This is a genomic window from Clostridium sp. AM43-3BH (assembly GCF_003479985.1).
Lineage (GTDB): Bacteria > Bacillota > Clostridia > Lachnospirales > Lachnospiraceae > Otoolea > Otoolea fessa.
In genome coordinates this window covers 1-13,437 of sequence record NZ_QUIH01000012.1, presented here as the reverse complement: position 1 = coordinate 13,437, position 13,437 = coordinate 1, and the positions used below count along the sequence as shown (strand labels likewise).

Below are 13,437 nucleotides of genomic sequence, written 5' to 3'. Positions count from 1 at the left end.
TGGAAAGGAGGGATGATTTCTGGCTACCACAACTTTGTTGCAGCGCCATGCGGGCGAAGGCGAAACGATTGCCGAGGCAATCCGGGATTGTCTGGACTATGGCAAGGACCCGGAGAAAACAGAAAGAGGAAAGTATATCTCCGCTTATGAATGTGATCCGGCCACCGTGGCGGACGAGTTCCTTTTGGCAAAAGCCAGCTATGCCGCTATGACGGGCCGGGAACAGAAAAAAGAAAATGATGTGCTGTGCTATCAGATACGACAATCCTTCTATCCGGGCGAGATCACCCCGAAGGAGGCGAACCGTATCGGCTATGAGCTGGCTATGCGCTGGACAAAGGGGCGGCACGCTTTTATCGTTACCACGCACACCGATAAGCAGCACATCCATTGTCACATTTATTACAACTCCACCACCCTTGACTGCACCCGGAAATTCCGAAACTTTTGGGGCTCCAGCTTCGCCCTCCGGCGGCTCTCTGACAGGCTGTGCCTTGAAAACGGGCTGTCCATTGTAGAGAACCCGAAGCCCCGGAGCAAGGGCAAGTATCGGAATTATGGAGAATGGCAGAAAGAACGAAAAGGGCCGCTTTCCTATCAGGACAGACTGCGCCTTGCCATTGATACTGCGCTGGCGGAACGCCCCGCTGATCTGGACGAATTTCTCAATCTGATGAAGCGGGCCGGATATGAGGTCAAGACGGTTCGGGGCGGCGGTATCAGTTTCCGGCTGACCGGGCAGGGACAGGAACGCTTTACCCGTCTGCGGGCTTCCACGCTGGGAGACGGCTACGACTTGCAAGATGTTCTGTCTGCCATTGAGGGCAAAGAAAAACGCCCCGGGCGCTCGGAACGGAAAATCAGTCTGGCGGTGGATATTCAAGCAAAGCTGGCTGCCGGTAAGGGGCCTGGATATGAACGCTGGGCGAAGGTATTTAACATTAAGCAGATGGCCGCCGCTCTTGCCTATATACAGGACAATAACCTGACCGATTATGAGCAGTTGGCGCAGAAAGCCACCGAGGCGGCAGACCGTTTCCATGCTATTTCCGAGCAGGTCAAGCAGACGGAACAGGCTATGAAAACCAATGCCGGGCTAAAGGCTGCAACGGTTCAGTATGCCAAAACCCGCCCAGTCTTTGAGCAGTATAAGGCGACGAAGTACAGCAGGAAATTCCTTGCGGAGCATGAGGCCGACCTTGAACTGTACCGGGTTGCACAAGCGGAAATGCGCTCTCTGCTGGGCGGGGCAAAGCTCCCCAAAATGGATGTGCTGAAGGAAGAAGGCCGTAAGCTCACAGCAAAGAAAAAACAGCTCTATGGAGAATACCAGAAGGCACGACGGGATATGCAGGAGATCGTCACAATCAAGGCGAACATTGACACTCTGATGGGCTACACCGAGCCGGGAAGAAAGCAGGAAAAGGAGCGTTAAGGTTATGAAAATAAGGAGCAAAGCGACGCTGACACTTCGGGCCATGTTGGCCCGAAGATATGGGTTTGGGGCGAGCCCCAACAAGCAGCCTTTGTGCCACTTGTGGCCACAGAGGCATTGCTTGCCATTTAGCTATTTAGCAATATACTGCAAAAAAGATTATTGAGTTTATACAACATCTATTGTTTTACGCAATACCTCCTTAAAATATCTATATTAAGAAAATTCGCCACAAATTTTCGGTGATTTATCAATCGCTTTTCGAGTTTTTATATGTTTATGCAAAAAGAATGATATTTTTTTTATATCAACAAGTTCTCTTTCTTTTTATCGTTTTAACTCAAACATCAAAACACAAAACTTGAATACCCGGTTTTTATATCAGAAAAATATACGATATATGTTGATAATTAACAATTTATTAAGTTTTATTTACCATTTTTAGATTATATTGCATATATAGGGATTCTGTGGTATACTACAGTTAGTTATAAAAAGCTCATAACCGATTAGTAAAGGGAGGGATACCATTGGGGCTATAGAGGAGGAGAATTTGAGAGAATAGTGCCTTACATAATGGTGGGCGCTAAAAAATCTGAGTTTGTTACTATGGTAAAGTCTCAAGGAGGTCATTTATGAAGAAAGGTTTGAAAAAGGCATTGGGTCTGTTGGTAGCGCTGAGTCTCATGGTAGTTGGTAGCGCATTTAGTGCTCTTGCTGCTGATTCTCCAGAACAGAGACAAACATTCAGTGTCGATCTGAATAATTTTGACGAAAGCCAGCCCTATTCGGAAACATTACATTTCGAGAAGGACGGTCAGCCGGTAACAGTGACACTTAGCTATACGCCTCCTTTAACTCGTGATCCTGCTACTGAAGGAACGTGGAAATCGGATGCATTTTGGGGTGTCGCAGGTATGGATTACAGATTTGACTTATCAAAGAGTGGTAGCCAGTGGAAAATTTCTAATGCACGTGATTTAAATACCTACTGTGTTGGCGGAACGGTTGAAGATGAAAGTTTAGCCATTGGCCGTGCAACATCTACCTCAAGCAAAGCGGCCGAAGTGACTGGCTCTATGAGAGCAAATGTAGTCGGCGGAGTAGGAACACTTTCTTTCGCTTTAAGAACGGAAGTTTTTAATGGAGAAGTTTCTACCGTATTAAATTAAGAATAATATAAGTAGAGTCCTATTCAAAAAGGTGTTGATGTAAATATGTCGGCAATGTCTATATTTTTTCTAGTTGTATGCTCCGTCCTTGGACTTGGTGTTTTATACTGTATAGCTCGAATTATAGGATGGCTATTCAATCAGATAAAAAATAATGCTGATTAAGTGAAAGCAATTATACAATTTAAAAGGGTTGTTGCAAAGAGAAAAGTAATGTTCTGTATATGGTAGATTTAATAATTGACATATACTATATATAGTAAATTGAGTCTGTTTTGTAACAACCTTTTTAAAAGAAAATTTTTAGTAACAATTAGATAGAGTAGAGGTACGTTAACCATTAACATATCCTCTACTCTATTTTTTTATTTTTGCCTCCTATCTACGACAAATTTTGCAAAAAATACATTATATGATAATAAAAGAACTACGAGATTTTTACGCGGAGGTTGCTAATAACATGAGTTAGATTATTGAGAAAAAATAGATGAAGCAACGCCCCTTTTGCTTTACCTCCTCCTAGATGGGAGGAGTTTTATTCCAATTTAAACTTTTTTAAGGCTCAAACAAGCTGTTATTTGTTTGAGCTTTTTTTATGTTCGACACCTTATTTCAGGATTTGCTATCGAAACAGAGCCAGTCTTGAGATAAGCTGTCGAGGCTTTTTTAGAACGAGTAGCCATCTTTACTATTTTATAGATTTTTCACTGTTATTTTTTGAAAATTTCAGAAATTTCAGCCTACATATACGCTCCCCGCCGCTTCTGTTTTGTTGTCCATCCATCACAAAACAAAGCGGAGGTTCAATATGGCTATTATAAATTTACGGGACTATTACCCTTTTTATACGTCAGACTACTTTATGGAAGTACCAGAAGATGTTGTTGAAATGTTCAAGGAGTTTGACCGGAAGGAAGCCGCTTACCGTCTGCGTACATACCGGCACAAAGCCTATTACTCCCTGGATCGGAATGATGGAATTGAGCATGAGGCGCTTTTCGTTGCGTTCTCTCCCTATGAACTGTATGAGCGTAAAGTGACGATACAAGAACTCTATACCGCCATCTCACGACTGCCCGACAAACAGGCAAAGCGCATTTACGCTCATTTCATTCTCGGCTTGACGAAACAAGACATTGCCCGGGCCGAGGGTGTGGATGAAAAGGTCGTGCGGCTCGCCATTGAGCGCGGCCTTCGGAACTTGGAAAAAATTTTAAAAAAATTTTTATAAGGTGTACCGATTTCGCCTCAAAAATGAAATGGCTTATGAGAGGCAGTCAAAGCCTCGGGCCACATTGGCCCGAAGCGGGACACGCCTCACGCAGATTGAAAACTGAATAAAAGATAGACGGATACGAAGGGTGCTTGTGTCCAGTGACAGGCCCGCCATGACCTCTATTTTTACACTAGAGAGAGCGACCAGGCCCATGCCGTAGGCAGACTGTGGCAGGTCTGCCGGACAAAACACAAAACCCGGATACTTGCGATTAGTCACAATCCGAGCGTGCAGCGGTGTTGCGAACCGTGAGCCGTCGCAGGTAATGAGATCGCCTTGCCATCAGAATGGGGAGAGCTGAAATGCTATGGGACAAAAAGCCAACTGTCCGTCCGGTCTATCTGAAAAAACTTTCTAACCTGTGGGGCCCTTCCTCTATTACTGTCTGATGATAGGGCAACCGTTCTGGCTGGGCCCCATATTTTTCTATGAACAGGAGAATTTTATGAAGGAAAATATATCTAGTCCAGAATTAACGCTGAATATATGGAGTAATGACGCCTGCCGGGGCTATGTGATTATGGCCATGCAGGACTGTGGATTCACCCATAAAGATATTAGCCGTGTAGTAAATCAGCTTTATGGAGTGTTTGACTTATACACACTCAACGAGGCTGAACAGAAATATTATAACGGCGATTATTAGCTTCGGGCCAACGTGGCCCGAGGCTGGGGAAAGCTCAAAGGGCAGTTCCTTCCAGGGAGCCGCTTTTTTAGGTTTCCCCAGCAGACAAGAGGGAAGCTGGCCGCTGTTCATCCGTACTGAAAAGTGGAGGTTTTCGATGGTTCAATCTGTTACATACCAAAGCGAAAAACAATCCGTATATTTTCAAGGGAAACTTATCGTATTGGAAAATCTAATTCCGGTACTATCCCCGGATGAAAAGAACAAGCGAAAAAGAGAAATCGAAAATCACTTATATGATGTGTTCAGTAAATACACGGACAGATTTTACTAATCAACCGCAACATTGTTGTCCGGGGCTGCCTATGGTATAATATAATTGTAAGGTTGGTAGCTCCATTCCATACGGAAGGAGCCCAATATGGACATTATCAGAGAAGATTGTATATACGCGAGACAGTCGGTAGACCGTAAGGACAGTATCAGCATTGAAAGCCAGATTGATTTTTGTAAGTATGAGCTGAAAGGCGGAAGCTGTAAAGTATTCAAGGATAAAGGCTATTCCGGGAAGAATACGGACAGGCCGGAGTTTCAAAAGCTGTTAGGAGAAATCCGAAAGGGCCGGGTGCGGCGGGGAATCGTTTATAAGCTGGACAGAATCAGCCGTTCCATTCTGGACTTTGCAAACATGATGGAGCTGTTCCAGGAATATGACGTGGAGTTTGTTTCGTCCACAGAAAAGTTCGACACCTCAACCCCAATGGGGCGGGCCATGCTGAATATTTGTATCGTATTCGCACAGCTTGAACGTGAGACAATCCAGAAACGCGTCACGGACGCTTACTACTCCCGGTGCCTGAAAGGTTTTCACATGAGCGGACAGGCCCCCTATGGTTATCAGTTGGAGCCGACAGTGGTTGAAGGTATCCGCACAAAAAAGATGGTGGCAGACCCCGAAACTTCCCAATATGTAAAGCTCATGTTTGAAATGTATTCCGAGCCGGAAACGTCTTTTGGTGACATTACACGGTACTTTGAGGAACAGAACATCAAAGTTTACGGTAAATCGCTATTCCGTACCTTTATTTCACAGCTTTTAAGAAATCCTGTTTACGCACAAGCAGATTTAGAACTCTACGAATTTTTTAAAAGCCAGGGGGCGGCTATTGTCAATGACGCTTCCGATTTTGCCGGAACCAATGGCTGTTATCTCTATCAGGGCCGGGACGTGAAGGAGGATAAAGACAGGAGCCTGAAAGACCAGATACTTGTAATCGCTCCACATGAAGCGCTCATACCGTCTGATGTATGGCTGAAATGCAGGAAGAAGCTAATGACAAATAAGAGTTTTCAACAAGGACGTAAGCCGAAAAATACATGGCTTGCCGGAAAAGTTAAATGCGGGTGTTGCGGATATGCCTTAAAGGCAACACACGTTCCGAACAGCGAAGGCTATTTTCGCTGTAGTAAACGGACTGAAAATAAAGGCTGCCCGGGCTGTGGTAAAATCCGTAAATCTGAATTTGAGGAATTTATTTTCAGTGCTATGCGGGCGAGATTTAAAAATTTTCAAGTCCGCCATAGCCGGGAGGAAAAAGTCAATCCCAAACTGACCGCCCATCAAATTGAACTGGCGCAAGTTGAAGCCGAGATTGAAAAACTACTTGATACGCTAACCGGAGCCAACGCAACACTTCTTGCCTATGCTAACAAAAAAATTGAAGAACTGGACACTCGCCGCCAGACCATTTCAAAGGAGATTGCGGAAATGTCCATTGAAACAATGTCACCCCAAAAGGAGCAGGAACTCTCTTATTACCTCGACCATTGGGACAGCATTGAATTTGACGACAAAAGGAAAGCCGTTGACGGCCTGATTATTTCAATCAGCGCAACTAGCGACCACGTTCAAGTAGAGTGGAAAATCTAAGCTCTAACTTCTGGATTATCCCACTCTACTTACTTTCAAATCTATCTTTTCTTTTTAATCTTGTTTGTACCCCTTGTACACCGTTGCTTCTTTTTCCATAGAAAAAACGCCCCAGCCAAGCCGGAGCATTATCTATCTTCTATATCAAATTACCTTAAACATCTTCTGCGACATCGGTTTCTCCTTCTTCTGTTCAACCTCCGCCTGTGCCTTTCCGAAGTCTTCCATTCGCTTCAGTTCTTCCTCAGCATCGTCAAATCCGATATGTGTATAAATGGGGTATAGATAAAGATGCAGAATATTGGGATGTGTCTACCAATATTCTTGGAAGTTTTACTTTCGCTGTAAAAGAGATGAGAGATGATTTAGAAAAACTGTACCGTGACACTCTTGTTGTCCTTATGTTCAAAAAATGTCTGGAACAGCTTGATGTTTCTGCAGAACTTGCACAGATCACATGGACAAATAAATTTGCAGATTTTAATTCATTTCCTATGCAGAAACATCTCGGTAAAATATCTGCTTACCTGAATGAAATGAGTGGAGTAACCATGAAGCTCGGATTAGATGAGAATGGAGAATTGAAGGTCATGCCGGATTTTCACTCTGTATTCGATGCTGCCCGATTCGCCCTGTCGCAATATGTATCTATCCCTACGGATTATCCGATTGCTTATGCGGACCGGGTTGGTGTTGCCACCTGTGAGTGCTGTGGCCGCCTATTCATCAAGAACGGAAACCGTCAGAAATACTGTGACAATCCAGAATGTAAAAAGGAACGAAACCGCAGAAAATCCCGCACAGCTTATCACAGAAAAATACAGGAAGAAAATGACAACCTCTGGGCGTGACCACGGCTGTTTTCACACTGGGGCAAGATGTGGCAAGTAATATAGGTTATTTTCTATATAGGCTCTATAAGAATAAGCTAAATCATCTGCCACAAGTTGCCCCAACTGATTTTTCATAGAAAAAGGGCATTGGTCCGCACCGACACCCCAGTGTGATTTTATCCTTATTTCTCATAACGAAATGCTGAATTTCCAGTCAGATTTCTAAGCAAAATCTTCCTTGCTGTCTTATATTCATTTCCGATAAAGCCAAGCCTGAGCAAAAAACATCGGAAAGCATATTTGTCATTGTCTGTTTCGGTCGGCTTTGATGATACTCTTTTTGCATCTTTTGCCATATCACACAGTCCTGTGATAAATTGCGTGTATGCTGCTATCTCGTCACCATCTTCCGTATATGGAAACCATGCAAAGTTAATTTTCTCCTCTGTGATTTCAACCTCGGTGCTGTCCGTCTGAAATGCCTTTTGGAAAAGCGTCTGCTTATTTGTTATGATCTTCTGTAGATTTTCCAATGCCGTATCCGTAAGGCATGCTCTCGGAACTGCTATTGTGAGCTTGTCCTGCTGCATTGGGACTTCTTCAGTAAATTCCGCATCATCCTGAAAACCACACTCTCGTAATTGCCGAATTAAGTGTTCTACCATTTCTACCGCTACTCCCTCTGGGATGTGCAGCACGCCCTCTTTGTCCAGTCGGTATCCTGCAATATCGTATGCACAGCTTGGCACCCGCTCATAATTCGGTGCTGTTCCAAGTATTTTGCCAATCTTCTGTGCCAGCTTCGGTCTTTGCTTTGGTTTCAGTGTAAATCTGATTCCATTTTTCATAATATGTACCTGCCTTTCTTTTTCGGTAGTACATATATCACTCTGACGGCACAGAATAGCAGTAAACGCTCCATAGCAAGTACCTGTTCCTCCACTCCTTTTTCTGCCATAATAGTCTCACACTATACAGAGTCAAAAAAGTTAAGTACTCAACTTTTTTGACCGCCTATGGAGGTCTAGCTATGAGCAGTCAAACAAGTTTGGTTGCTGAACAGGTTCGGTTGCAGCAATGGGCGGCACAGATCCAGGATTGTAAAAACCGCCCTGCAGATATGAAAGTAGAAACCTGGTGCAGTGAGCATGGCATCACAAAAGCGAATTATTATTATCGTCTGAAAAAAGTCCGCAAAGCATGTTTGGAGGTCTACAATCCAGAACCGGCGTTTGTGGAACTTCCTCAGCCGACAGAGAAAGCTCTGCCCCAGGAAGACAGCAGCTTAAAACCGACAGCTATTTTGCGAAATTCCAGAGGATTGGCACTTGAAATTTATAATCCTGTCTCTAAAGATATGCTTCAGTGTATCCTGGAGGTTCTGTCTAATGCTGAATGACGCCACAGGTCTGAAAAAGATCTATCTTGCAGCTGGTTATACCGATCTGCGGAGAGGAATGGATGGTCTCGCAACGATCATCCGGTTCCGGTTTCAGCTCGATCCGTATGATAAAAATACGCTCTTTCTTTTTTGCGGGAAGAAGACGGACCGGATCAAGGGACTCTTATGGGAAGGGGATGGGTTCCTACTTCTTTACAAGAGACTGAACAACGGTGCCTTCAACTGGCCACGTTCCGTAGAAGAGGCGTTGGAAATATCCCCGGAACAGTATACGATGCTGATGCAAGGGCTTGAAATTCTCCCCAAACATCCGATCAGGCCAAATGATCCGCCTAAAAGATTGATGTAACATTTGTGCATTATGGAGAAAAAATTTCCATATTTCACAGAAGAAAAGAGAATCTCTTCCGTTTCATAAAGCTTATCCACAGAATTCAGTCCGCAGGAATCAAACCACACGGTTTCGGGCAGAAAAATCGTTCTGAATCTGTGGATAGCAGTACAGAACATCTGGAATCCTGAAAAGCTATCCCAGGTGCTCTGTACTGTTATCCACCGTCATTATGCCGAAAGGAAAACAGGCTCCAAGTGGCAGAAAACGTACAGATCTGGTACAATGGACTCATTGAGAAAAGGAGTTCCTGCCATGACGATGAAGTTCACAGAAGAACAGTTAAACAGCTTTGATAAATCTATGCTGATCCAGTTATTTTTGAATCAACAGGAACAGTTAGGAAAGGTCAGTGCCGACCTGCATTCCCTGGATACGAAGATGCAGGCAATGATGGAACAGCTGATCCTGGCTAATAAGAACCGGTTTGGACGTTCCTCTGAAAAAATGGAGGATGCCCAGCAACTCCGTTTTGCTGAAGTGGATGGAACCATTGTGTTTTTTAATGAAGCCGAAGCTGTCTGTGATCTGGAGGCACCGGAACCAGAGACTCTGGAGCCGGCACCGGAACGCAGAAAAAAAGCAACCGGTAAGAAAGCACAGGATATGTCCGGGCTTCCTACAAATCGGATCGACCACTACATGACCGAAGAAGAATTAACAGTAGAATTCGGTGAAAACGGCTGGAAACAGCTTCCAGATGCTATTACACGCAGATATCGTTTCATTCCGGCAAAAGTCGAGGTGGATGAGCACCATGTTGGTGTATATGCCAGCAAAACAGACGGGCACATGATAAAAGCAAAGCATCCCAAAAGCCTGCTTCATGGAAGCCCCGTATCCGCTTCGCTCGCTGCTGCGGTCATGAATGGAAAATACGTAAACGCGGTCCCTCTTTATCGCCTTGAACAGGAATTCCTTCGATATGGCCTTGCCATAACCAGGCAGAACATGGCGAACTGGATGATCCGGCTGGGAGAAGAATATCTCGCCGTTTTGTATGATCACCTTCATTCGCTACTTTACAGATATCATGTCATCCAGGCTGATGAGACACCGGTATTGGTAAAACGGGATGGCCGCAGTGCCGGTTCCAAGAGTTATATGTGGGTGTACCGTTCTGGCCACATGTATCCGGAAAAACAGATCATCCTTTATGAGTATCAGCGGACAAGAAATGCCTCTCATCCCCGGGAATTCCTAAAGAATTATTCCGGCATTTGCGTGACGGATGGCTATCAGGTCTACCATACACTGGAAAAAGAGCATGAAGACCTGACGATAGCCGGGTGCTGGGTCCATGCCCGCAGGCGCTTTGATGAAGCGCTTGCAGTAGTACCGAAAGAACGCCAAAAAGAATCCGCATCCTATCTGATCTTAAAGCAGATCCAGACGATCTACAGAAAAGAAGGAAAGCTAAAGGATCTCTCATCGGAAGAACGGCTTTCCCAGCGTCAGGTGGCTATAAAGCCACTGGTAGACGCTTTGTTTGCGTACCTAAAGCAGCATGAAAGCGAGGTCGGAACAGAAAAGCTGAAGGATGCTTTCAGTTACGCTCTGAATCAGGAAAAATATCTCCGGATTTTCCTGACAGATGGGGATGTCCCTATGGATAATAACGCCTCTGAGCGCGCGATCCGCGGATTCTGTGTTGGAAAGAAGAACTGGCAGATGATCGATACGATCAATGGTGCGAAAGCATCCGCGATTATTTACAGCATCGCAGAGACGGCAAAAGCGAATAACCTAAAACCATACGAATACTTTGAACACCTTCTGACAGAGATCCCCAAGCGCATGGATGACAGCGACCGGTCATTCTTAGATGACCTGCTTCCATGGTCGAAAAAGTTGCCGGACGTTGTCAGAAAACCGAAAAAGCAATGAAGTAGAGCCGCGGAAGCGGCTTTTAGCTTATAGGGTACTTGGTATGGAGCGTTTACGAATAGCAAGGTATTTCTGATTATATTTCTGCAAAAAAATACGCATAAAAACTGTGTTTTTTCTATTGTTTTACACACGGTTTTTATGCGTATTTCGGTACTATCCGGCAAAACAAAATCGGCTAAAGAAGCGGTATTCTATGGGAATTTTCATATAATATGGATTCTGTGGGTATCCCCCTGTTTAATTCTGCGAAAATTCGCACGTAGGGGACCATCGGTCTTCAGGCAGAAATACTGTAGAGATTTGGATACCCCACTATTTTTTAAAATATTCCTCACATTCTTCTTGGCTTAAATAACTGACAAATTTTATTTACAGTTGTTCCAATCAAACTATATTATTCTTGTATACTGGATGCGATATTAGATTCTTTTATTCTATTTCCATCTCCAATATTTACGCTATTGTCGTTAAATATTATTACTTGTAATTGCTTAACTATTTCTATTCTCTCATCTTTAGATTTTGAGTCTATATCTATGTCTAAATCATCTAATACTCCAAACTCTTTTTCCAAAAGAATCAAAGCATCAAGTAATCTATTTTCTATGGTAGATAAAATATTATGAATACATTGACTTGAGATTTCAACCATTGCCGATGTAATCATCATATATGGATCTTTATTATAGTGTACTATTACTGGAAAAAAATCTGCATTAATCTGTTTTCCTAATTGTATACTTGATGAATCACATTTTTCCACAAGTTGTCTTAATGCTTCTACTCCCTCTCGAAAACTAACATTTAGCAAAGAATCCTGTAAATCTTCCGGCATCTTTCCTAATGGAATTGAAACATGATTCCATGTCATATGTGATGCCATTGAACCTTTAAAATATGACCCCATAAGACTTCCACGTACTATTCTATATGTAGGTATCTTTGCATCCTTAGGATATCCTGTTATCTCATTATTAATCCAAGTATTTAATTCAACATTATCAAACCCAGTTAATAACACCTTTGTTCTTTTAAGTGCTATAAGCGTATCCACAGTCCCGTTTGCAAGTTCCTTGATAATTTTACTTTTTGGCATTAAAACACCCCCTCTATCAAATTTACAATTCTATCCCAGAATGAAAATAATAATACAATCCCCGCCACTAAAGAAATCAGGAATCCACATATTACAGGATGCTTTTCATAAAATGATTTCTTAACAGATTGATCATCATTAATCTCAAGTCTTTCCGCAATATTAGCATTTTTAATTTTATTATTATCACCAATGTTAATCGACATATCACATTCTCCTATTTATAATTAATGAACACAAATCTGCTCAGATGCAATTCTATTAAAGCTATGTATCAAATGCACTTTTTGTATTTTTATATGTTTATTAATATATTCCAATAATTCCGTCCCATCCAAATACATGTACATCTGCGGTGCAACAAATCCCGGAACGGCATGTCTTAAATCATCAAGTGAAATCTCTGTGGTTTCTTGAAATTCATCAATTTCCATAGCGTATCGATATGATTCTTGATATTTTTCAATACGTGCAACAGCATCTTTATCATTTTTAAACTCTTCTCTCCAGTCAGATAATAGATGTCGCTTACCTAAATATACTATACCTGTAACTGCCTTAACGGGCGAACTAACATACATATATGCCATAATTGGCTCATCCGGGAAATTTCTTCTATGTTCAAATATTTTCTTCCCAGACTTTATTTTCTCGTATACCTCCGGCTTGAAGCTTAAAAGCATTTTTCTCATTTACGCTACCGCCTTAATTCCACTTACATTCTATATTAAGAACTTCTATTGGCATACTAATAAACTGAACATCAAACTTAAGACTTGGTTCAACTTTTGTACTTGCATTGTGAATTCTGAAACTAAGCTGCCAACCATTATCGAGATACATTTCTACTGTATTATCACTGTTAGGCTTAAATTCAAGTGCTACAAGTCTTGTAGGTAATTTCACAATAGGTACTGTGATTGCAGATACCTTGTTCTTTGCAGGCTTATTCAACGTATCGTGCATATTAAATGTATGAATCATTGTAAGTCTCTTGCTATCCTTACTCACAACTTTATAATAATCTTCAATTCCAATTAAATATTCAATCATTTTTCTTGGCATTGTATTGTCTTTCTCATTTGCTCGATTCACTTCATCAATAAAAGCCTGCAACAATGGGATATACACATTCTGACTCTTGTTCCCAATTTCAGACCACTTTGTGCCATTATCTTTTTCCTGTTTTAAAAAGTTAAATATTGGTTCAACTGCATTCCAATATTCATCAGAACAAGGCATATCAAACCATTCATTTCCAAAATCTAATTTATAGCTTAATCTGCTATGCTTAACCGCATCATGATTGTGCTTAATACTTAAGCCAATCTCAGACTGTAGACAAACTTGGTGCTGGGTGTTATGCCCAGTACCATTTTTCTTTAAA

Annotated in this window: 14 protein-coding genes; 9 read left to right on the top strand and 5 right to left on the bottom strand. The window is 42.4% G+C overall.

The window, feature by feature from the left end:
* The first annotated feature begins 19 nt into the window (after positions 1 to 19).
* The 6 genes from DW931_RS15170 (at position 20) to DW931_RS15140 (ending at position 7,289) form a co-directional block, all read left to right on the top strand.
* On the top strand, positions 20 to 1,435 hold the full coding sequence (locus DW931_RS15170; RefSeq protein ID WP_107001172.1) for a relaxase/mobilization nuclease domain-containing protein: 1,416 nt from the start codon (positions 20 to 22) through the stop codon (positions 1,433 to 1,435).
* A gap of 635 nt (positions 1,436 to 2,070) precedes the next feature.
* Positions 2,071 to 2,607, top strand: a complete 537-nt coding sequence (locus DW931_RS15165; protein ID WP_107001171.1) for a hypothetical protein — start codon at positions 2,071 to 2,073, stop codon at positions 2,605 to 2,607.
* Between the two features lie 808 nt (positions 2,608 to 3,415).
* Positions 3,416 to 3,838, top strand: coding sequence for a sigma factor-like helix-turn-helix DNA-binding protein (locus DW931_RS15160; RefSeq protein ID WP_107001170.1), 423 nt, complete (start codon positions 3,416 to 3,418; stop codon positions 3,836 to 3,838).
* A 490-nt stretch (positions 3,839 to 4,328) separates the two neighbouring features.
* Complete coding sequence (locus DW931_RS15155) at positions 4,329 to 4,529, top strand: hypothetical protein (RefSeq protein ID WP_107001169.1); 201 nt, start codon at positions 4,329 to 4,331, stop codon at positions 4,527 to 4,529.
* A gap of 400 nt (positions 4,530 to 4,929) precedes the next feature.
* Positions 4,930 to 6,438 carry a recombinase family protein gene (locus tag DW931_RS15150; RefSeq protein ID WP_118627008.1) on the top strand — a complete coding sequence of 503 codons (1,509 nt, stop codon included), beginning with the start codon at positions 4,930 to 4,932 and terminating at the stop codon, positions 6,436 to 6,438.
* Between the two features lie 353 nt (positions 6,439 to 6,791).
* Complete coding sequence (locus DW931_RS15140) at positions 6,792 to 7,289, top strand: hypothetical protein (protein ID WP_227589495.1); 498 nt, start codon at positions 6,792 to 6,794, stop codon at positions 7,287 to 7,289.
* A 164-nt stretch (positions 7,290 to 7,453) separates the two neighbouring features.
* Here the strand turns inward: DW931_RS15140 and DW931_RS15135 are convergent, their stop codons facing one another.
* Positions 7,454 to 8,119, bottom strand: a complete 666-nt coding sequence (locus DW931_RS15135) for a hypothetical protein (RefSeq protein WP_118468472.1) — start codon at positions 8,117 to 8,119, stop codon at positions 7,454 to 7,456.
* Positions 8,120 to 8,301: 182 nt separating this feature from the next.
* On the opposite strand from DW931_RS15135, the gene DW931_RS15130 reads away from it, so the two are divergent.
* From DW931_RS15130 to DW931_RS15120, 3 genes are all read left to right on the top strand, one after another.
* A complete protein-coding gene (locus tag DW931_RS15130; RefSeq protein ID WP_118482576.1) occupies positions 8,302 to 8,670 on the top strand; it encodes a hypothetical protein in 369 nt (122 codons plus the stop codon).
* Positions 8,660 to 9,022 (top strand): IS66 family insertion sequence element accessory protein TnpB, encoded by a 363-nt coding sequence (gene tnpB, locus DW931_RS15125; protein WP_118523178.1) that lies wholly within the window; start codon positions 8,660 to 8,662, stop codon positions 9,020 to 9,022. Before DW931_RS15130 ends, tnpB begins: the two co-directional genes overlap by 11 nt.
* A gap of 297 nt (positions 9,023 to 9,319) precedes the next feature.
* Positions 9,320 to 10,951: an IS66 family transposase gene (locus tag DW931_RS15120; RefSeq protein ID WP_118482575.1), complete on the top strand. Its 1,632-nt coding sequence runs from the start codon at positions 9,320 to 9,322 to the stop codon at positions 10,949 to 10,951.
* Positions 10,952 to 11,348: 397 nt separating this feature from the next.
* Here the strand turns inward: DW931_RS15120 and DW931_RS15115 are convergent, their stop codons facing one another.
* The 4 genes from DW931_RS15115 to DW931_RS15100 all read right to left on the bottom strand — a co-directional run.
* A complete protein-coding gene (locus tag DW931_RS15115) occupies positions 11,349 to 12,050 on the bottom strand; it encodes a hypothetical protein (RefSeq protein WP_118468480.1) in 702 nt (233 codons plus the stop codon).
* Entirely contained in the window at positions 12,050 to 12,256 is a 207-nt protein-coding gene (locus tag DW931_RS15110; RefSeq protein ID WP_118468482.1) for a hypothetical protein, read from the bottom strand. Before DW931_RS15110 ends, DW931_RS15115 begins: the two co-directional genes overlap by 1 nt.
* Before the next feature lie 21 nt (positions 12,257 to 12,277).
* The gene (locus DW931_RS15105; protein ID WP_118468484.1) at positions 12,278 to 12,742 is read right to left on the bottom strand and encodes a hypothetical protein; all 465 of its coding nucleotides are present in this window, start codon (positions 12,740 to 12,742) and stop codon (positions 12,278 to 12,280) included.
* A 13-nt stretch (positions 12,743 to 12,755) separates the two neighbouring features.
* The coding region (locus tag DW931_RS15100) for a HaeIII family restriction endonuclease (RefSeq protein WP_118627007.1) at positions 12,756 to 13,437 on the bottom strand (682 nt) is incomplete at its 5' end.